This window comes from Vibrio sp. 10N.247.311.14 (assembly GCF_041467715.1).
Classification (GTDB): Bacteria; Pseudomonadota; Gammaproteobacteria; order Enterobacterales; family Vibrionaceae; genus Vibrio; species Vibrio crassostreae_C.
In genome coordinates, this window is the sequence record NZ_JBFSVE010000047.1 from 23,086 (window position 1) to 44,812 (window position 21,727).

Annotated in this window: 17 protein-coding genes; 8 read left to right on the plus strand and 9 right to left on the minus strand. The window is 43.4% G+C overall.

All coding sequences use genetic code 11. The features are described from left to right. Positions 1-1,206, minus strand: coding sequence for an amino acid ABC transporter permease (locus AB6F11_RS16380; protein WP_017063829.1), 1,206 nt, complete (start codon positions 1,204-1,206; stop codon positions 1-3). 71 nt (positions 1,207-1,277) lie between these two features. Next, a complete protein-coding gene (locus AB6F11_RS16385; RefSeq protein ID WP_017059701.1) occupies positions 1,278-2,306 on the minus strand; it encodes an amino acid ABC transporter substrate-binding protein in 1,029 nt (342 codons plus the stop codon). 480 nt (positions 2,307-2,786) lie between these two features. Here AB6F11_RS16385 and AB6F11_RS16390 point away from each other — a divergent pair, with 480 nt between their 5' ends. Next, positions 2,787-3,728: a bifunctional precorrin-2 dehydrogenase/sirohydrochlorin ferrochelatase gene (locus AB6F11_RS16390; protein ID WP_017059700.1), complete on the plus strand. Its 942-nt coding sequence runs from the start codon at positions 2,787-2,789 to the stop codon at positions 3,726-3,728. Between the two features lie 190 nt (positions 3,729-3,918). Here the strand turns inward: AB6F11_RS16390 and AB6F11_RS16395 are convergent, their stop codons facing one another. Together AB6F11_RS16395 and AB6F11_RS16400 are read right to left on the minus strand one after the other, a co-directional pair. Continuing rightward, a complete protein-coding gene (locus AB6F11_RS16395; protein ID WP_017063832.1) occupies positions 3,919-4,401 on the minus strand; it encodes a YajQ family cyclic di-GMP-binding protein in 483 nt (160 codons plus the stop codon). Between the two features lie 12 nt (positions 4,402-4,413). Further along, complete coding sequence (locus AB6F11_RS16400; RefSeq protein ID WP_102394015.1) at positions 4,414-5,472, minus strand: 3-deoxy-7-phosphoheptulonate synthase; 1,059 nt, start codon at positions 5,470-5,472, stop codon at positions 4,414-4,416. A 207-nt stretch (positions 5,473-5,679) separates the two neighbouring features. On the opposite strand from AB6F11_RS16400, the gene AB6F11_RS16405 reads away from it, so the two are divergent. Both AB6F11_RS16405 and AB6F11_RS16410 read left to right on the plus strand, forming a co-directional pair. After that, a complete protein-coding gene (locus AB6F11_RS16405) occupies positions 5,680-6,567 on the plus strand; it encodes a putative PEP-binding protein (RefSeq protein WP_017066315.1) in 888 nt (295 codons plus the stop codon). Between the two features lie 160 nt (positions 6,568-6,727). Further along, complete coding sequence (locus tag AB6F11_RS16410; RefSeq protein ID WP_102394016.1) at positions 6,728-7,213, plus strand: PaaI family thioesterase; 486 nt, start codon at positions 6,728-6,730, stop codon at positions 7,211-7,213. Between the two features lie 108 nt (positions 7,214-7,321). Here AB6F11_RS16410 and AB6F11_RS16415 read toward each other — a convergent pair whose 3' ends face one another. Next, positions 7,322-8,677, minus strand: a complete 1,356-nt coding sequence (locus AB6F11_RS16415) for a hypothetical protein (RefSeq protein ID WP_017063834.1) — start codon at positions 8,675-8,677, stop codon at positions 7,322-7,324. 28 nt (positions 8,678-8,705) lie between these two features. Here AB6F11_RS16415 and AB6F11_RS16420 point away from each other — a divergent pair, with 28 nt between their 5' ends. Next, a complete protein-coding gene (locus AB6F11_RS16420) occupies positions 8,706-9,614 on the plus strand; it encodes a S1 RNA-binding domain-containing protein (protein ID WP_170962340.1) in 909 nt (302 codons plus the stop codon). A gap of 299 nt (positions 9,615-9,913) precedes the next feature. Here AB6F11_RS16420 and rsmF read toward each other — a convergent pair whose 3' ends face one another. From rsmF to AB6F11_RS16440, 4 genes are all read right to left on the minus strand, one after another. Then, positions 9,914-11,335 carry a 16S rRNA (cytosine(1407)-C(5))-methyltransferase RsmF gene (rsmF, locus tag AB6F11_RS16425; protein WP_017063836.1) on the minus strand — a complete coding sequence of 474 codons (1,422 nt, stop codon included), beginning with the start codon at positions 11,333-11,335 and terminating at the stop codon, positions 9,914-9,916. Between the two features lie 149 nt (positions 11,336-11,484). Continuing rightward, complete coding sequence (locus tag AB6F11_RS16430) at positions 11,485-14,142, minus strand: MlaD family protein (RefSeq protein WP_102394017.1); 2,658 nt, start codon at positions 14,140-14,142, stop codon at positions 11,485-11,487. Further along, a complete protein-coding gene (locus tag AB6F11_RS16435; RefSeq protein WP_102321147.1) occupies positions 14,129-15,412 on the minus strand; it encodes a paraquat-inducible protein A in 1,284 nt (427 codons plus the stop codon). Before AB6F11_RS16435 ends, AB6F11_RS16430 begins: the two co-directional genes overlap by 14 nt. A gap of 54 nt (positions 15,413-15,466) precedes the next feature. Beyond that, entirely contained in the window at positions 15,467-17,263 is a 1,797-nt protein-coding gene (locus AB6F11_RS16440; protein ID WP_102394018.1) for an ABC transporter ATP-binding protein, read from the minus strand. Between the two features lie 89 nt (positions 17,264-17,352). Here AB6F11_RS16440 and AB6F11_RS16445 point away from each other — a divergent pair, with 89 nt between their 5' ends. From AB6F11_RS16445 to AB6F11_RS16460, 4 genes are all read left to right on the plus strand, one after another. Next, on the plus strand, positions 17,353-17,844 hold the full coding sequence (locus AB6F11_RS16445; protein WP_017066966.1) for a GAF domain-containing protein: 492 nt from the start codon (positions 17,353-17,355) through the stop codon (positions 17,842-17,844). A gap of 97 nt (positions 17,845-17,941) precedes the next feature. Beyond that, complete coding sequence (proQ, locus tag AB6F11_RS16450; protein ID WP_017057223.1) at positions 17,942-18,565, plus strand: RNA chaperone ProQ; 624 nt, start codon at positions 17,942-17,944, stop codon at positions 18,563-18,565. Between the two features lie 17 nt (positions 18,566-18,582). Continuing rightward, the gene (gene prc / locus AB6F11_RS16455) at positions 18,583-20,577 is read left to right on the plus strand and encodes a carboxy terminal-processing peptidase (RefSeq protein ID WP_102394019.1); all 1,995 of its coding nucleotides are present in this window, start codon (positions 18,583-18,585) and stop codon (positions 20,575-20,577) included. A 322-nt stretch (positions 20,578-20,899) separates the two neighbouring features. Further along, complete coding sequence (locus tag AB6F11_RS16460) at positions 20,900-21,583, plus strand: hypothetical protein (protein ID WP_017068918.1); 684 nt, start codon at positions 20,900-20,902, stop codon at positions 21,581-21,583. Positions 21,584-21,727: the final 144 nt, after the last annotated feature.

Below are 21,727 nucleotides of genomic sequence, written 5' to 3' on the forward strand. Positions count from 1 at the left end.
TTATCTCTCCACCAACGCTACTTTGCGGTTGTATATGTTCATTAGAGCGGACGTTAATAGGCTCAAGGTTAGGTAGACGCCCATTGTCATCGCGATTACTTCGATAGCTTGTCCAGTTTGGTTAAGTGTTGTTCCTGCAAATACAGAGACAAGATCAGGATAACCAATGGCCATCGCAAGTGATGAGTTTTTGGTCAGGTTTAGATACTGACTGGTTAGTGGTGGGATAATGATTCTTAATGCTTGTGGAATAATGACAAGCTTTAGAGTTCTAGAACGTGGGATGCCTAGAGACATCGCAGCCTCAGTTTGCCCATGGTTTACCGCGTTAATACCTGAACGAACAATCTCAGCAATGAACGCTGCTGTATAGATACTTAAAGCGAGCATCAATGCAGCAAGCTCAGGGATTATCGTAACACCACCCTTGAAGTTAAACCCTTTCAACACAGGGTAATCTGCAGAGATAGGCATGCCCATAACAAAGTAAGTTATCAACGGTAAGCCTAAAATCAACGCAGCGGCAATTCGCAACATCGGTGTTTGTTGGCCGGTCAGCTTCTGTCTGTTCTTAGCCCAGATGTTGATAATAAACGTAGCGATAATACCGACAATCAATGATGCGATGACAATGCTACTGCCTTGCTCAAAGACTGGAGCAGGGAAGTACAACCCGCGTACGTTCAAGAAAATTGCTTCACCTAGACTCATACTTTGACGAGCAGAAGGCAAGGCTTGTAGAACGGCGAAATACCAGAAAAAGATTTGTAATAGCAGAGGGATATTTCGGAATATCTCAATGTAGACAGCTGCAAATCGGCTAACTAGCCAGTTTGAAGAGAGTCTAGCGATACCCATACTAAAGCCCAGCACTGTCGCTAGCATGATGCCGAGTACTGAAACCAAAGCGGTATTGAGAAGACCGATAAAGAATGTACGACCGTATGAGTAGGTCTCGTCGTATTCAATCAGTGTTAAGCCGATACCAAAACCAGCTTCTTGTGAGAGAAAATCAAAACCAGTGGTGATACCACGGGAATCTAAGTTTGTGAGTGCATTATTTACAATCGTGTAAAAGAAAGCACAAAGCGCCCCGACGGCGATAATTTGGAAAATGATGGAGCGAAAAGTGGGGTTGTAAAATAAGTTGGCACTTTTGGGCTGTGGCTTTGCCTGAGCTGGAGAAATAGTTTCATTAGGTTTCATACTACTATAACCTCAAATCCATTTAATAAATAGGGCGGAAAACTCCGCCCTAATTGATGCTTGAAAATTTATTAACGGATTGGTGGAGCGTACATAAAGCCGCCCGCATTCCATAATGCATTTACACCACGAGAGATTTGAAGTGGAGAACCTGTACCAACAGTACGCTCAAAACTCTCACCGTAGTTACCAACTTGCTTAATTACTTGGTAACCCCAGTCGTCGCGAATGCCAAGGCCTTTACCTTTAGGACCGTCTACACCAAGAATACGTTTGATGTTTGGATCTTTTGACTTAAGCATTTCGTCTGCATTTTTAGAAGAGATGCCGTATTCTTCCGCGTTAATCATTGCTGAAAGTGTCCACTTAGCAACGTTAAACCATTGGTCATCATCCTGACGAACAACAGGGCCTAGAGGCTCTTTAGAGATGATTTCAGGAAGTACTTCTGCAGATTTAGGATCAGCTAGGTTTAGGCGAAGTGCGTATAGACCAGATTGGTCAGTTGTTAGTACGTCACAACGACCTGCGTCGAAACCTTTCGATGTTTGTGCTGCCGTATCGAATACCACTGGCTTGTAAGACATGCCACTGTTACGGAAGTAATCGGCTAGGTTAAGTTCAGTTGTTGTACCTGATTGAACACATACAGAAGCGCCATCAAGCTCTTGAGCACTTGTTAGGCCAAGTTCTTTCTTAACCATGAAGCCTTGACCATCGTAGTAGTTAACGCCTACGAAGTTCAGACCTAGAGCAGTGTCACGATGTAATGTCCATGTTGTGTTACGAGATAGTACGTCGATTTCGCCAGATTGAAGCGCAGTAAAACGCTCTTTTGCTGTTAGAGGTACATACTTAACTTTAGTCTTGTCACCGAGTACAGCCGCTGCAAGAGCTTGACAATACTCAACATCAATTCCTTCCCATTCACCTTTTGAGTTAGGGTTAGAGAACCCTGGAAGACCGGTACTTACACCACAAGTTAGAAAACCTTGAGATGTGACTTTGTCCAGAGTGCTTTCTGCCGCTGATGCCGATGTTGCCATCATCGCAGTTGATGCAGCTACTACTGAAGCAAGAAGTGTTAGTTTATTTGTCATTTGTATCCTTCCTTGTTAACCAGGTGACACCTGATACTCGTGCTCGTTTGAGTTTCTCTTATGTGTTGCGTTTTCTATGACCTTGTTGTTCAAATTAAACGACTTGCATTTTGCAAATGAAACTGTGTGCGATTTAAACAACTGTTTATAAGGTTAGGAAAGGATCCGTAGTTTCACAAATGTATAATTTAAAAAGAATTTTGAATGAAATCACAAATCCGAACACAATTAGAATGACCAAATGTTAAGTGAATGTAAATAGTGCAACGGTTCACACTGTTGGTGCAACGAGATTTAGATTTTTATATTGATAATCGACTAGATAAATATTCTGAATCCACATCGCAATGATGAAATATTAAACTTAAGAAATGTTGAAATTTGGTCAATAAATATTTTTATTACACTTCGATAGTTATGAATATGCTCCAAATTTGGTAGCATGGCTGAATAGTTATTGAAGTAGTCTCAAGGAAGAACATGCGTTATTTCCCAATGTTTTTGGATGTAGAAAATAAGCCAATCTTAGTGGTTGGTGGGGGTGAGGTTGCTTGCCGTAAAGTCGATAGCTTACTACGAGCGGGAGCGGATGTGACTTTGGTGTCTCCCAAGGTAGCGCCTTACTTAAAGCAGCTTGTGGACGAGAACAAGCTTCACTGGGTTCAAAACTTTTACTCGTCACAGATCATATCGAAAAATTACTTGCAGGTTTGGGCCACAACAGACAACCCAAGCTTGAATCACCAAGTGTATAATGATGCGAAAAAACTGGGCATTTTAGTCAATGTGGTTGACGATCTTCCTTACTGCGATTTCATCACACCTTCGATGATAAATCGCGGCAGAATCCAAATTGCCATCTCTAGTGGCGGGGCATCACCTGTTTTAGTAAGAAATATCAGAGAAAAACTCGAAACGGTATTGCCACAAAACATAGGTTTGATAGCAGACTTCGGTGCATCAAAACGCAATTCAATCAAAGAGTCATTCCCAACCGTCGACGAGCGTCGTAAATTTTGGGAGCGTTTCTTGTCATCCAGCTTTATCGAGCAGGTGAATGACAGAGAGCAGTTAGAGTCTTACTACCAGCAAGCGCTAACCGAAGGCATTGATAGCGAAGGGCAGGTCACTTGGATTGAATTCGAGCAAGATGTCGAGCTGTTGTCTATGAAGGCTTTACGTTTGATGCAGGAGGCAGAGCTCGTACTTTCACCGAGCGATTGTCCATTTGAATTTATCGACCTGTGCCGCCGAGATGCAGAAAGAGAGAGCTACGCCAACAGCGGAGAGCTATCAACAAAGCTTGAGCAAGCAAGAGCAGAGAAATTACGAGTGTGTGTGTTTATTCCACCAGCAAGCGTAGAGTTTAATCTGTTGGTCGGCAAAGACCTAAAATTGTCAGCAGCCCAAGTACTCAGTTGAGGCTGTTGCTTCTAGTTGAAATGAGAGCTTTCTGGTTGTTTTAAATCGGCTAGAGGCTCGGAATAAAACTAAAACTGGACCAGATAAATAAAAAGCCACTTCCCTTAAAGAAGTGGCTTTTTGCTATTTCAAACACGGCATTGTGCTGATGAATGAGCAACCCAAATAGGCGGTCGCTCAAACTCAATAATTAGTCGCGGAAGTTGTCAAACTGGAAAGGTTGACCAAGTTCACCGCCGCGAACTAGAGCCATAACAGCTTGTAGGTCATCACGCTTCTTACCAGTAACACGAACTTTGTCGCCTTGGATAGAAGCTTGAACTTTAACTTTGTTGTCTTTGATTAGCTTAACGATCTTCTTAGCGACATCAGTTTCAATGCCTTGCTTAAAGATAACCGTTTGGTGCCAAGTGCGACCTGTTTGGTCTGCCGCTTTCGCTTCCATCGCGTTAGGATCAACATTACGCTTCGTTAGGTTGCTGCGAAGGATATCGCGCATTTGCTTCAGTTGAAAATCGTCTTGAGCAGTCAATTTTACTGATTCATCTTTGTAATCAAAGCTTGCGTCAACGCCGCGGAAATCGAAACGAGTCGATAGTTCACGGTTTGCGTTGTCTACTGCGTTACGCAGTTCTACTGCTTCTACTTCAGAGATAATGTCAAATGATGGCATTGTGTTGTTTCCTTAAGCTAAGTTTCTATCTTTAATTGCTGTTGCAAGCATGTCTAGCATTGTTGCAGTATCTTCCCAGCTTAGGCATGGGTCAGTAATCGACTTGCCATATTCTAGGTTGTTGATGTCTGTCATTGGCTGGTTGCCTTCAATAATGAAGCTCTCTGCCATAATGCCTGCAATTTGGTTCTTGTTAGATTTAATTTGCTCACAAATGTCTTGTGCAACTTCTAACTGCTTACGGTGTTGCTTCTGACAGTTAGCGTGGCTAAAGTCTACAACCAAACGTTGAGGTAGATCGAATTCAGCCAGTTGCTTACATGCAGTATCTACAGATTCAGCGTCGAAGTTAGGGCCTTTATCACCACCACGTAGAATAACGTGACCGTATGGGTTGCCAGAAGTACGGTAAACCGTCATGCGGCCGTTCTTATCTGGAGAGTAGAAGTAGTGTGAAGCATGTGCTGCACGAATTGCATCGATAGCAATCTTGATGTTGCCGTTGGTCGCGTTCTTGAAGCCAACAGGGCAAGACAGTGCAGAAGCCATTTCACGGTGAATCTGAGATTCAGTTGTACGAGCGCCAATCGCACCCCAAGTGATGAGGTCTGCAATGTACTGACCTGTGATCATATCAAGGAATTCAGTCGCGGTAGCGAGGCCAAGCTTGTTGATATCTAGCAGAAGCTTACGAGCTTTGCTCAAGCCTGTTTCAAGTGCGTATGAACCATCAAGGTTAGGATCTGTAATCAAACCCTTCCAACCTACAACAGTACGAGGCTTCTCGAAGTAGGTTCTCATTACAACGAACAGTTCATCTTTGTACTGGTCTTGAATTTTGCTTAGGCGCTCAGCGTAATCAAGTGCCGCATCTGTATCGTGAACAGAGCAAGGGCCTACGATAACTAATAGGCGGTTATCACGACCAGTTAGGATATCTTCGATTTGGCGGCGAGAATTTTTAATGCGCTCAGCAACGTCGTCAGTAATAGGGTGTGCATTGCCTAGTTCGGCAGGAGTTGGCATAGGACCCAGAGCTTGGGTTCTCAACTCATCAGTTTTTAATGGCATGTGATAGCTTTTTTATTCTATTGCGGAGTGGTTAAGATAACGGAATTGAACAGAGGAATAAACTCTATTGAGTCAAAGTTATCTCAGTTATTGCTAATATTCTTATTTTTATCAGCAGGCCAGCGTCAAATAAGGGATTTTCACTTGTATTAACAGGCAGCTATCGGTATTTTCGTTTGAACACAACATAAAAATGCTGGAGCAGCAATGACTCAAGAAAATCAAAGCACTTTGCACCCAGAACTCGTCTTAGGTGATGTGCTGCCTTCTTACAACGATAATAATAATTCTAACCACTTATACGTTTCATTATCAGAATTAGTGATGGATCGTGTCTTCTACCACCCAAGTATCGAGAGTCACTTAGATACTTTGACTGATATTGAAAAAACGTCTTTAGAAGCGATCCTTGGCGATAAAACAGTCGATGAGCATTTTGTTTCGACCTTAGTGATTGCCATTCAAGCTGCCGTTCAGCCAAATCACACTTCTGTTCGTATCGCATTAAGCAGTGCAGACAGCTATGGATTCCGTTCGCTGCTTGGCGGGAACTGTGAAGCAGAAGAGATTAACCCTGCACTAGGTGTTCGTGGCGTTGCTCGTTACGCGACACCAGAATACAGCAAGGCTTTCGCTTTAGAATGTCAGGTTATTAAGGCATTACGTGAGCAGGGCATCAACGTTGAAGTAGTTGTGCCTTACGTTCGTGCGTTAAGCGATGCCGCTAAGATTATTGACCTGCTTGCCGAGCAAGGGCTACCACGCGGCCTTAACGGTTTGAAAGTACTGTTCTCGTGCGATGTGCCGTCTGCAGTGCTACTGAGCGAACGTTTACTGCATTACTTCGATGGTGTAGTGGTAAACGTTGATAGCTTAGCGTCTTTCACTTTAGGCGTAGACAAACACAATGAAGCTCAGCAGCACGCTTTTGATCCACAAAACGAAGCGGTTATTACCTTGTTGGATATGATTGTTAAAGCAACCCTGAACGCGAAGAAGCCAGTGCTGCTAGTAACTCAAGGCTTAGTGGATTACCCACGTCTACAAGGTTACATAGCTGATCTTGAATGCGTAGAAACGGTCGTGACTGCGTAAATCGATTAGCTTGCCTGATAAGCCGACTTAAGGCGCTAATGCTTTGAGAATGAAAGAGATATCATTGTGCGATGATATCTCTTTTTTGTAACATTTTTTTTGACATCTCTATCGCTAATCGATTAACTGGTCTGATGACTGATTTGACTAGGTAATCCGAATGTTGACCCCTCTACAAAAAGCAAATTTCTACTTAAGCATGTTTGGCTTTTTCAAAGTCCCACTTATCTGGTTGTGCCGACCAAAACTACTCGCGTTGGACAACCAACATGTTGAAGTGAAAATCCCGCTTAGAAGGCGTACTAAGAATCACCTTAACAGTATGTACTTTGGCGTTTTGGCTGTAGGTGCGGATGTCGCGGGTGGGTTTCTTGCGATGAGCAAATCTCAGCAGCAAGGTGAAAAGATCTCGTTGGCTTTTAAAGAGGTGACGGGTAACTTTTTGAAGCGCCCTGAAGGTGATGTGCATTTCACTTGTAACGACGGTCAGCTGATCAACACTATGCTGGCAGAAACCATGTCGACCGGAGAACGGGTCAATCAACCCGTAACCATTATCGCGACTTGCCCATCTTTACATGGTGACGAGCCGATGGCGGAGTTCACGCTTACGCTTTCAATTAAGAAAGTCCCTTCAAGAAAATAGCGATTAAATAATAGATTTTGGTTTAGAAGTCATGGGTAACGTTGAAGAGATAAAACAACGGTATGTGAATGGTTTCCACATACCGTTATAGAGAACTTTATAACGGCTCTATGACTCTTGAGTGATCTGCTCAATATCAACTATTTTTGAACGGTTCATAACGATCTTCCAACGGTAGTAGGTTGGTTCGTTATCATGGTTGTTCTCTTTAATGATCAGGTTGAGAAGATGACGCTTTTCTACTGATTCGCGGCTCACTTGTCCTTCATTCAAGCGGTAGATCTTGTTTGAGCCTTTATCCATCAACCGTGTCAGCGCTCTTAGGCTGATCGATAACGTTTCACGAGTCTCCTCATAACCACTCATAAAGGTCGATGTCGACATCTCAGTATGAGAGCGGTAATGCAAGATTTGCTCTTCACGTTGTACCACACGCTTTTTACGGATCGACTGAATGCGATCTGCAAGCTTAGAAAAATTTGCGTAGTCCAACCATTCCAGTTTATGGCCTACTGACTTGTTGGTCGTTGGATCATAGTAACGACGCTTCCATTTTGGCTTGCCTTTACGCAGCCAGCGCCAAAGGATGTCTCTCAAGTCATCTTTAAAGATCTCACGCAGTGCGTAAATGAAAGACATTGCCACGATGAAAGAGGCGGTAATCTCACCAAGAAAGTCACGAGCCAAGATCACAGTAGTGGTCACGACAACCATCACCAAACCGGTCGCGATGCCTTTCACGGCACGCTTAACATTCTTACCCATCGACGTTGTCTTTTCTTTAAGCACGATAGGGTGTTCAATCAAACGACGCAGCAAACGCATCTTGTTACTCAAGCGGGTAACGTCCTCTCGAACTCTTGCTGAGTTGTAGCGGTTCAGTTTACGGTGCGCGGTCTCTTTATCACAAAGCGTTAAGAGTCGTTCTTTAATCGTTGAATACTCACTACCTCGTGGCATGTGTGAAACTAGCGATAGGAACTTTTGCTCGGTATACCAAGATAGGTAGTTATCGATATTAGCGTAGTAGCGCTTGAGATTTTCTTCGTAAGGGATGCTTCGGCGTAGCTTCTTCAAGATATCTAAAGCCAATTCAATGACTTCATCTACTTCATCAGCCGTTACGTCGTCACTATCAGTTTTATTTAAGCTGCTGACTGCTTTATCTAACGCGATAACATATTGGTAGGCAAACAGACTCAAACTGACACGATACTGTGTTGTAGATAAGCGTCCACGTTTTGCCAAGCGACTGTGTACCAAAGGTAAAAGTGTTTTGTCACTATAGTAGGCACGTTTTTGAGTGATTGAGCTGTAGAAAAAGGCACTTTCAGAAAGCACTTCAGGAGTCAGTCCAAGTTCACCGGGAATGAATAGATAAACGTCCATGTCGAGCTTTTTGGTCTTCGCCATTGCATGGTTAATTTTGAGTGTTATCGCATCTTGTTTATCAACGGTGATCAACGATGTCTCCTAGAATGTAAAAATATGAATGAAACTAGCGAAAGCATATCAGAGATCACGTATAATCACCGCCAAATTTAAAGTAGAGAAAATCTTGATGATTAATATTGGTCAAATAAACAACTTAGAAGTAGTAAAACAAGCAGACTTCGGTGTATTCCTTGACGCGAGCGACTATGGAACCGTGTTGCTGCCGAAACGATTTACTCCTGAAGGTGTTGAAATTGGTCAAAAGCTAGATGTTTTCTTATACATAGATTCTGACAACCAGATCGCTGCAACGACTGAAAAACCAATAGCTCAAGTAGGCCAGTTTGGTTTGATGACGGTTGAAGGTGTTAACAGCACTGGTGCATTCATGAGCTGGGGCGTGAAAGGTAAAGACCTTCTTGTTCCTTTCAGCGAGCAGCGTGGCCGTTTAAACGAAGGTCAGTCAATCTTAGTATATGTGTATATCGATAAAGCATCGAGCCGTATCGTTGGTACAACGAAGTTCAACAAATGGTTAGACAACACGCCTGCGACTTATAAGCAAAATGAGCAAGTCGATCTCATTATCGCTGAGCGCAGCCAGTTAGGTTACAAAGCGATCGTGAACGGTGAACACTGGGGTATGATTTTCCCATCTGACATCATCGGTAAGCTGTTCATTGGTAAAACACTAAAAGGCTACATTAAAAACGTTCGTGAAGAAGACGGTAAGATTGATTTGTCTCTTCAGAAGGTTGGTGTGGCTAAGATGGATGACCTAAGCACTAAGGTTCTTGACCTGCTTGAGAAGAAAGGCGGTTACCTGCCTTTGAATGATAAGTCTTCTCCTGAAGTTATTTTCTCTGCATTCAGAACCAGCAAAGGTACGTTCAAGAAGACAATTGGTGGTCTATACAAATCTGGCAAGATCACTATCGACAAAGAAGGTATCAGCTTAGTTAAGTAAGCGGTCCTTTCGGTCAAAAAAAAGCCCAAACCTTCCTGTTTGGGCTTAGGGGAAAGGGCTCCGAAGAGCCTACGCTAATCGTTTTAATCTTTTGACTGTTAGATTGAAGTCTAGTTTAGATTCTCTAAAGTGCGATTTTTCTTTTTGGAAATAGTGACTTGAATTGATATTTATATAATTAGCTGTTGATTTACAAGCGCTCGCACACTGACTTATATGGCCGATAGAATAGAAAAAGCCCAAACAATTAACGTTGTTTGGGCTTTTTGTTTATTAAGGTGTACTCAGTGCGAACGCTTTTAGAAAAGGTTCTTATCGCGCACGAGTTCGCGTGGTAAACCGTTCTTCACTCGGTTGCCAACCCACTTACCAAGGCCGATGATTGCACCATTGTACTTCACTAGTACTTCACCTTTTCCTGACAAGTTTTCAGGGCGAACATCGCGGCCCATGAACCATTCACGAGCATCTTCAATACTAAGCTCTACAACATTAGCTTCATTACCTGTTGCGAGCGTTGTCGCTACTTGGTGCTGCCAGCGGTAACCTTTTTTATGGGTTTCAGCGATCTTGATTCCCATGCGAGAAAAACGGAACTCACCGATCATCGGCTCTAGCGCTTCTGGGAATAGCCAAACGTCTTTGTCGCGAATCCAAACCTGAGTATCGCTTGGCAATTCGATATCGAGAGTACTCATTAGTTGTTCAGCGACTTCTTGCTGAGTTTTCTTTGATGCTTTTTCAAATGGGAATTTACCCATACGTTTTTTAACTTCTGGTGGAGTAACAGACGCTAGTTTACGGATACGTGCAACAAAGAAACCTTCAGAGTCATAGACCTGTGGGAAGATGTGAAGAAAGCCTTCTTCTGTCGTGGTTGCTTTTGCGTTGTCGAATAGTGATTCCAGAGATTCGAATTCAACCGCATCACCAAAGGTTTCTTTTAGGTGATGACACACTTGTTGGTTCTCTTCGGTGCTAAGCGTACACGTTGAGTAAACCAAAACACCATTAGGTTTAAGAGCATGGAATGCACTTTCAATCAGATCTTTTTGCGTGTCGGCAATGTCGACCACTGATTGATACGTCCAGTTCTTCATCGCATCGGCATCTTTACGAATGGTGCCTTCGCCAGAGCAGGGTGCGTCTAGCAACACAGCATCAAACTGTTCTGGTAACCAACCACCAAAAACTCGACCGTCAAAGTTACTTAGAGCGGCATTACGAACGCCACAACGTTCGATGTTGGCGTGAAGGACTTTCACACGGCTTGCTGCATACTCATTGGCAACCAATACACCGCGATTATTCATTAGCGCAGCGATTTGCGTTGTTTTAGAGCCTGGTGCAGCCGCAGTGTCTAGCACCGCTTGGTAATCAGCTTCGCCTTGGAAAAGTGCCGAGGGTGGCATCATCGAGCTGGCTTCTTGGATGTAGAAAAGACCAGACATGTGTTCTGCCGTATTACCTAGTGGCGCTTCACTTTCGTCCGCTGTAATCCAAAAGCCCGTTTCACACCAAGGTACAGGTTCCAGTTCCCAGCCTTTCTCTTTTGCTCGTACTAGGAAGTCTTCAACACTGATTTTCAATGTGTTGATTCGAATACTTTTACGAAGTGGTTTTTGGCATGACGCAACAAAAGAAGCCATATCTAGATGACTAGGCATGATTGCTTCGATGTGCGTTAGGAATTCTTCAGGAATATATACGTTAGCGTGCAAAAGAGTATCTCGATTTATTGCATTAATGCGGGGAGTTTAAAGCAAAATGAGGCCGTCCTAAACCATATTTGCAGCAAACAACAAAAATGCAGCCTAATGGCTGCATTTTGATGAAGAATTAATCTTCCAGAAACGTCAGAGAGTTCACTCTATGGACGAGGAATTGCGGTTCTCCATGATTTCCACTCATCTTCGGCTTGAGGATAGAGGTAGAAAGACTGATCTTCGCTTGCTACTGGTTGAAGTTCATTTGTCGGTGGCGTTGAGAATGTAATACCACCTCTTAACAAGCTGTCTACCGTTCCGGCTTTGATGTTTGCGCCTGACAGGCCGATAGAGACATCGACGCCCGACACGTTCCAGAACACGGTGTTTGCGCGGATTAGATACGCGTAGTCAGGTTCTATTTGAATCGTAGATATGATGCGATCAGCAAACTCGCCCAGCTGAACATCTATAACACTGCCAATTTCTAGTTCACGGAATAGGATAGGTGTACCTTCAGATACTGAGCCGCGCGTTTCGCTTTGCAGTTGGAATATCTTGCCTTCAGGCTGCACAGGTCCTTTGCTAAGCTCAAATTTCGTGTTTCTTTCACCTTTGCCCGGGTCTACGTTGATGTGTTTAGAGAGCAGCGCAGAGACGTTTTTGATGCCATTAAGGCCAATCTCAGGTTCTGCCAACCAGAAGTGACTGTTCGTCACGGCAATCTTGTCGACGTACTCAGGTAAAATACGCGCAGTAATTTCAATGCCGCCCTTGTTGAAGTTCGGAATCACCAAAGTAACCTCACCAACAGTGACACCTTGATATTTGATCGCCATGCCCTTGTTGACTTCTTGATCGCCAGAAGAGGTGATAGTAATCGCGCGGCCAAATTTTCGAGCAGATTTTGAATCTTTGTAAAGCTTCCACACGTCACCAAGTTTGTTGTCGATTCCCGGCAGAGAGTCAAAAGCAATACCGCCTTGGATAAGGGTTTTAACTGGTGCCGCTTTAATGCTGATACCCGATAGCGACGCATCAACCTCAACGCCTGATCGGTTCCAGAAAACAGTGTGCTTGTTGAGTAAGTGCGTGTAACGATTTTCGATTGTGACTTTGATTCTTACGCCACCGTCGGCAAGCTGAAAATCAGAAATACTACCCACTTGTAGGTTGCGGTAGAGGAGTGGACTGCCTTTAGAAATTGAAGGTAACTCACTGGCAAACAAAGAAAGTGTCTTTGAACCAGACTGATTAAACTTAGCAATTTCTGCTAACGACTTACTTTGGAAAAGTTGGTAGTCCGTTCGAGCTTCAGATTTACCTTCACTCACAAAGCTAATCGAGCCGGTAAGAAGCTGTTTTGCTGGTGGGACCGTAACACTCAAGCCTGATTCGGTTAGCTCTGCAGTCGCACTACCTGTCACAAAGAAACGGTTGTGGCTTTTGATAAGGTGCGCGTACTCATTATCGATAAGTGCATCCATGAAGACTTCGTGTTTTTCAGAGCCCGTACCAACACCATCAACTAATCCCACATGGATGATAGAGCCAACGGCAATGCCTTTGTAGAGAAGTTGTGTACCGACATCTAACCCGAACGAATTGTTCGACGTTAAGCGAATCGCAACGGATTTCTCTTGTTCCTGACTGAATTCATTTTTGCGGATTGCAGTAAATCGACGCGCCTTTTCACCTTCACCCGGTACCAAGGTTAAAAAGTTACCTGTCACTAAATTGGCAATGTTTTTCATGCCAGTAAGCGACAGTTCAGCCTCTTCTAGAACGAATTTACTGCCGCTGTTTAAAAAGTCACTGAATGCCGGTTGGATAGCGGCAGATGCAACGACGTTTTCACGCCCTTCACTTAGCGATAAATCAGTGATTTGACCGATTTCAATGCCGCGATACATGATCGGAGCACCCGTTGCACTGATTTTATTATCATCGGGAACGGCAATCTTGATAGAGATACCTCGACCCGCTGTTTTCAGATCTGGGTAGAGTTTGAACTTAGTATTCATCTCAACCGGTTGGCCTTCTCCTGGAGAGTCGACCGCAATTGAACCGCCAAGCAATGCACTTAGGCTCTCTAAGCGAACATCAACACCAGAAAAGCCAATACTGGCACCTAAGCCACTGACATTCCAAAAACGGCTTTGGTCGGTAATGATATGGCTGTATTCATCTTTAATCGACGCTTGAATCGTAACGGATTTCGCGTTGTCGTTTAGCTGGTAGTTGTAAACCTCACCAATTGGGATTTTACGGTAAACGATTTGAGAACCAACAGATACGCCACCCAGATCTTTGGTCGTCAGTGAAATATTCAAACCTTCAGAAGCCAGTAAATCAGAAGGGGAGGATTCTAACGCTTGGAAAATGGTTTCTGGGTCTTGTTTGGTTTCGCTCGGGTGGATAGCAATATAGTTACCTGAAACAAGTGCGTCTAATCCTGAGATACCCGACAAACTTGCTGTCGGTTTTACAAGCCAGAAACGAGTGCCTTTTGAGAGTAGCTTCTTCGCTTCAGGGTAGATGTCTGCATCGACATAGATGCTCGATAGATCTTTGGATAAAGTGATGTCGCGCACCATACCCACTTCTAAGCCTTGGTAACGAATCGTTGTTCGACCTGCGACTAAACCTGCGGCATCTGAGAAGTATATTTGCACACGTTGCCCAGCATCGTGTATCGATTTCATGACCAACCAACCGGCTAAGGCGACGGTTAATATCGGCAGAATCCACAAAGGTGAGATGCCTTTGTTTTTCCTTACTTCTGGTGAATATGACGTTTGTGATTGGTTATCGTTGTTCATTCACTGACTCATCTTTAGAGGTGTAGTTATCCCAAATTAGCCTAGGATCTAAGCTTTCCGCTGCTAGCATCGTGAGAACAACTACGACGCCAAAAGCGACTGCACCATAACCTGGTGTAAAGTTTAAAATTTGTCCGCGGTCGACCAAGGTCATCATGATCGAAATAACGAACAGATCCATTACCGACCATTTCCCCACCCATTTCACGATGAAATAGATGGTCATACGTTGCCTGTGGTAAACGGCGCGCTTCATCTTGATACAGATTAAGATGTACGCGAGGCCCAGTATTTTCGCGACTGGCACGACGATACTGGCAATGAAAATGATCGCAGCGATGCCATACATATCGCTATTAATCAGCGAAGCGACACCGGAAATGATGGTGTCTTCTAGCCTTTGACCGTTGGTAATAAGAATAGAAATAGGAATGACATTGGCTGGCACGATAGCCACGGATGCGGCAAATAGCAGAGCCCAAGTTTTCTGTATAGAGTAGGGCTTGCGGTGGTATAAGTCATGGTGACAACGCACACAAGTATGACCGTCAGGCTGAGATAGGTGACAGTTGTGACAGTGTACGTTCTTACTCTCAGCAAAAGAGTATTCGGATTCTTTTGCCCAAGCTTCCCAGTAGCGACGTACACTGATACGGCTTACTAGTAATACGCTGAAAAGCTGCAGAAGAATCAGGCCAATCAAACCAGGGCCGACGAAAATGTCAGAGTAATCTTGCAGTTTGAAACATGAGACCGCCAAACTTACCAGAAACACATCCAACATCATCCAATGTTTGAGAGTCTGAATAATGGCTAATGCATAACGAAAGGGTGTGAAGATCTTAAGACGCAGTGATGCATGAGTGATGAGTACCGAGGTGCACACGAGCAACGGAGCGATCGAACTGCAGAACAGGATCAGCAAACCAAGTAGAGGAAAGCCTTCGCCCATTAAGGTAAAAACACCCGATGGTAACGTCGCGGGTATCATGACGCCAATCAGGCGAATACTGATGAATTCAAAAAAGTGCGATGGGATAAACAGCAATAAGCAGGTAATTGCGATTGCTAGGTTTCCAGAGAGGCTAGGGGTACCGCCTCTATAAAGCTGAGTTCCGCATCTTGGGCAGTAAGCTGATTTCCCTAAAGGGATGTCCATTTTATCTACGGGAAGTTCGCAGCCCTGGCAAAGACGCACTGAGCTGCTGTCGCATTGGTGTTTTGTTGATAAAGGGTTGGTTACGGATGGGGAGGTCACGCGACCTCCCAAGTTGAAACGTAAGTTAGGTTAGCAACGCGACTTAAAGACTCAGAGCCACAAACATCAGGCGTGCGATTGCACACTGCCGTAGAGTGTTTGATAGAGTCCTTGTTGTTCAACCAATTCACCATGTGTTCCCGTCTGTGTGACTTGTCCATCTTCTAAAACATAGATTAGATCGGCTTGTTTCACCGCTGATAATCGATGAGCCACTATCAAAGTTGTGCGATCTTTCAAAAACTCGCTCAACGCTTTATGCAGTGCTGACTCTGTTGCTGTATCGAGTGCAGATGTCGCTTCATCAAGAATAACAAACTTAGGATTGCTCAGCACTATACGAGCTATTGCTAAGCGTTGTCGTTGACCACCAGACAGTCGAACGCCATTCCTACCAATTTGTGTATCTAAGCCATTGCTCAGTTGCTTGATGACATCTTGCATTTGAGCGACTTCAAGCGCACGCCACAACGACATTTCGTCGTATTCAGCACCAAGGGTCAGATTATGCCTTAATGTATCGTTAAAGAGTATAGGTTGTTGTAAAACAACGGCAATTTGATTGCGTATTACATCAAAGCTGATGTCATCGGTTGTTTCACCGTTATAGCGAATGCAACCTGAGTCTGCTTGGTAAACCCCAATCAGCAACTGGATTAACGTAGATTTACCCCCTCCACTCGCACCGACCAAAGCGACTTTTTTACCTGCAGGGATGTGCAGCGATAGCCTATTTAAAACAGTGTTTTCTAATGTGTAGGAGAATGTAACGTCTTCGATGTCAACTGTCACTTCTTGATCTTCAGTAAATGGGTTCACTTTACTGATAGGGCGCTTCTCTTCTTCTAACTGAAGAAGATCGTTGATGCGTTGTAGTGCCGCTTTCGCGCTATACCAAGAGAATTGAATCCCTAGTAGCTCTTGGACCGGGCCTAACATGAACCACAAGTAGCCAAATACCGCGAAAATCTGACCAATGGTTAAGTCACTGAATAACACCATTAGCATAGCGACGGCACGGAAAAGCTCGAAACCTAGTAAGAACAGCAGAAACGAAACACGGCCAGCAGCTTCAGATTGCCAAGCGTATTTGTCTGCATCGATTCTTACTTGGTTTGCTTGAACCTTAAGTTGATCGAGAAAGATACGTTCTTTATTCGCCGCACGCAGTTGGTAAATGCCGTCTAAGGTTTCCACCAAACGGTTTTGAAAGCGCTCGAAAGATTGGTTTTCGTATTTCTTAAGGTGTTTGACCCTGCTGCCTAGTTTACGGGAGAAATAAATTACAACAGGATTGACCAATAAAATGAACAATCCTAAACGCCACTCTAACCACAACAGCACGATCGCTGTCCCGAACACGGTCAGGAAGCTGATGATAAATTTAGAAAGAGTCGAGCCAATGAACTTATCTATTGTCTCTATGTCTGTTATTAGGTGGGCGTTAATACCGCCACTGCCTTTGGTTTCGTATTGTCGAATACTGATGCGGCCAAGCTTATCTATCATCTTGCTGCGCATTTTATAGGTAATTGTTTTGGACACAAGCGTAAACTGGCGCCCTTGCAGAATGTTCAGCGCTTGGCTAACGGAGCGCATGATAATCACTAACAACAAAGTTAGTGCGATATAGCCAGTCGGTGTTTGTAATGAAGATGGAAGTAGGTGGTTCATCATCTCTAAGCCTGAAGCGGGCTTATCAAGTAATACTTCATCAACCATTAATGGCATGAGCAACGGGATAGGGACACTAATGAGAGTTGCAAATATGGCAATAATGTTAGCAAACAGTAATTTGGACTTGTGTTTTTTTACTTGAGTTATTAACCAAGAACGGCTAATAGTGTCTTCTGAATTGTTCATTGTAATGAGAATAAGTCCTATTTAGTTTGATGGCCGCATTCTACTGCGTTCTCTTGATAATGGAAGTCTCAATTTAATTGGAAGTTAATATGAAAATAGAACATTACCAACGCTTAACCAAACAAGCCGTTGCATTAATTGAATCAGAAACCGATCTAACTGCTAATCTTGCTAATATCAGTTCATTATTATTCATGGAATTGGATGGCTTGAATTGGGCGGGTTTCTATTTAATGAAGCAGGACCAAGCTAAGGAAAAAGACGAACTTGTACTGGGTCCTTTCCAAGGTCAACCTGCTTGTGTGCGAATTCCGGTAGGGCGTGGAGTGTGTGGAACTGCGGTTGCGTCGAATACAGTTCAGCGCATTCATGATGTTCATGAGTTCGAAGGTCACATCGCTTGTGACGCTGCAAGTAACTCAGAAATCGTTATTCCGTTCTCGATTGGCGGAAAAATCGCGGGCGTTCTTGATATTGATAGCCCAAATGTTGGTCGTTTTTCTCAAATTGACGAGGACGGATTGACATTTTTCATGGCAGAAGTGGAAAAGCTGCTTAATTCGCACGCGAACAAGGCATAAATTATTCTCTTACTGTGGTTTTTCCCAAGCATCTCTCTATAATACGTAAAAATATTTTCTTAATGCTCGCGGAAAACCGCAAAAACCAGGAACCCACATGGAAAACACTGAAAAGTTAAAAAACAGCAAAGAAGTTATCGCATATATTGCTGAATGTTTCCCTAAATGCTTTACTCTAGAAGGTGAAGCGAAGCCACTTAAAATTGGTATTTTTCAAGATCTTGCTGAACGTCTAAATGAAGACGAAAAAGTAAGTAAGACTCAGCTTCGTGCAGCGTTAAGACAGTACACATCATCATGGCGTTACCTGCACGGCGTAAAAGCTGGCGCAGAACGTGTTGACCTAGACGGCAACGCGTGTGGCACACTAGAAGAAGAGCACGTTGAACACGCTAAAGCTACACTTGCTGAAAGCAAAGCGAAAGTTCAGGCTCGTCGTAAAGAACAAGCACAAAAAGCTCGTGAAGAAGGCAAAGCGAAACCTAAGGCGAAGAAAGCTCAACAGCCTCGTCGTCAAGCGCCTAAAGCACCAAAAGTAGAAAAGCCTGTAGAAACACGCGCTTTGAACGCTGACGAATTCATCGCTGGCAAAGAAGTAAATGTGAACATGGGTAAAGGAAACATGGCTGCGACCATTGTTGAAATCAATAAGGAAGATGTGCGTGTTCAGTTAGCAAACGGCCTACAAATGGTTGTTAAAGCGGAGCACTTGCGCGCTTAAAGGAGATACTCCTACGCATGAAATGCCGTTCAAAATTGACACTGATTGCTGCTAGCTTTTGGCTAGCAGCTTCAGCTCAGGCTCTTGAAGCCAAATTAGATCAGGACGATTTACCTCTACTCGCTCCTGAGGTCCAACACGAAACTGCTAGTAAACGTGTTACTTCTCGATTTACTCGTTCTCACTATAAACACTTCAATCTCAACGATGATTTCTCTCAAGCTATCTTTAATCGTTACTTAGAGATGCTGGATTATAATCGTAATATCTTCACTCAAGCTGATATTGACTCTTTCTCTGCGTCATCTAAACAAATTGATGATCAGCTGAAATCGGGCAATAACCAGATTGCATTCGATGTTTATAATCTGTCTATGCAGAAGCGTTTTGAACGTTTTCAATATGCATTGTCTTTGCTAGATACAGAGATTAAGTTTGATACCGATGAAAGTATTGAGCTCAATCGTAGTGAAGCTGAGTGGCCAAAAGATATCGCTGAAGTGAATGAGCTTTGGAGAAAACGCGTTAAATATGATGCGTTGAATCTAAAACTTACTGGTAAAGAGTGGCCAGAGATTCAAGAAGTTTTGGAAAAGCGTTACAACAATGCGATGAAGCGTATTACGCAATCGCATAATGAAGATGCTTTCCAGATCTACATGAACGCATTTGCGCGTGAAGTTGATCCTCACACAAGTTACCTTTCTCCAAGAAATGCAGAACAATTCCAATCTGAGATGAACCTATCTCTAGAAGGTATTGGTGCTGTGCTTCAGATGACAGACGACTACACCGTTATTCGCTCTTTAGTTGCTGGTGGCCCTGCGTCAAACAGCAAACAATTGAGTGATGGAGACCGCATTGTTGGTGTTGGTCAAGATGGCGAAGAAATTGTTGATGTTATCGGGTGGCGTTTAGACGATGTAGTACAACTTATTAAAGGCCCTAAAGGGACCAAAGTTAAGCTACAGATCTTGCCAGATGGTAAAGATGCAAAAAGTCACGTTGTCACAATTGTACGCGATAAGATTCGTTTAGAAGACCGCGCTGTTAAATCAGAAGTTATCGAGAAAGATGGCAAGAAGATTGGTGTACTCGAAGTACCTAGTTTCTATGTTGGTCTTTCTAAAGATACCGATAAACTGATCACCGAGCTTAAAGAGCAAGGTGTTGAAGGTATTATTGTTGATCTGCGAAACAATGGCGGTGGTGCACTAACGGAAGCAACCGAACTCTCTGGTTTATTTATCAAAGAGGGGCCTGTTGTTCAGGTTCGTGATAGCTACGGTCGTGTCAAAGTGAACAGCGATACTGATGGTGAAATCAGTTACCAAGGTCCGTTAACGGTATTGGTGAATCGCTACAGTGCTTCGGCATCTGAGATCTTTGCAGCAGCGATGCAGGATTACGGTCGTGCAATCATCCTAGGTGAAAACTCTTTCGGTAAAGGTACGGTACAACAACATCGTTCTTTGAATCATATCTATGATTTGTTCGATAAAGAGTTGGGCTACGTTCAATACACAATCCAGAAATTCTACCGAATCAATGGTGGCAGTACGCAAAACAAAGGTGTAGTACCTGATATTGCTTACCCAACGCCAATAGACCCGGCAGATACTGGTGAAAGTGTTGAAGACAATGCTCTACCTTGGGACAGCATTGATAAAGCAAACTACTCAGTGTTACAGCGTAACGATGAGCAAATTGCTGCTTTAACAGCTCAACACCAAGCTCGTATTGCGACAGACATGGAATTTGGCTTTATCGCGCAAGATATTGAAAAATATAAGGCAGATAAAGACGATAACGACCTTTCTTTGAATGAAAAGGTACGTCAGCAAGAGAGCGATGATGCGGATGCGCTTCGTCTAGATCGTATCAATCAACGTCAAAAAGCCGCTAAGTTAGAGGCATTTAAAACGTTGGATGATATTCCAAAAGACTACGAAGCCCCGGATGCTTATCTTGATGAATCAGTTGCTATCATGCTGGATATGATCAAGAAATAAACAAAATACCTGTTATAAGGTGATTGTTTAAAGACGTACTATTTGAAAAGCGAGCTTAGGCTCGCTTTTTTTGTACCTGTGTTCTTGCCTCGAATAATGTCATGTTAACGGAATGCTTCCTCGCTTTTTAACTTGCTGCAGAACCACTGTTATTTGATTTTCGGCTGTGAAGTACACTGTAAAAATAACTAAACTTAAGTATTATTTTTCGAGTGATAATGACATTTAAGTTACTTCGCACTTAAAATTTAGTGACTTAGATCATATTTTTTCGCTTTCTATTCATTACGTGCCTAAGCTTAAAGAAAACGAGGGGACGCTTATGAAATGGATTCTACTATTTTTATCTTGTTTAAGTTTTGTGGCTTTTGGGAGCGAGGTCGCTTCGAGTAACCAACAATCAAAAAGTGATAGTAATCTATCTCATTTTGACCTTCCTTTGCTGCTTGGTGATTGGTATTTGATGAATCCTGATCCTGAGCAAGGCACTGAAAACTTTAGAGCGATCAAGCTCACTCTTGATTCAAACTACTCATTCACTATCGATATCCAAAAGAAAGACTACAGTGTCGATCATTGGGAAGGTTTGTATAACGCCAATGAAGACACGATTATTTTGGGTTTGAATACCTCAGAACCTCAGGTTTACGCGTACAGCAGTAATCACAACATGCTGAATCTTAACGGTGTTATGTTCACTAAGGCCTTGCCAAATGCATTGGCGGGAATCTGGTCAAGTGCCCAACTGTCTGGAAGCGATCTACGTGCGAGTAACATTCAAAAAATGGATTTAGTCCTTCAGCCGGACTTTATATTCATGTTCCGAGTATCAGATGAAGAAGGTGGTGAAGTCATTCGACGCGGTGTGTATTACACCGAGGGCGACCAATTAGTACTACTTTATGAGAACGGCGAACACGGTACTCGTTACACTTTGAACAGTGATGTTTTGACGCTTCAAGGTGAAGAGGGAGACATGTTCGCGGTGCTTAATCGCATACGATAAGTACGAGATTTAGGTATAAAATCGGCTCGTTGAAAATATGGTACACAGTTCATTTCTTAGCCGTTCCTTTCTGATTTGATTGATAAAATAGCAATCGAGTAGGAGGAGGCCTCACGGCCTCCGTCCTCTCACACCACCGTACAA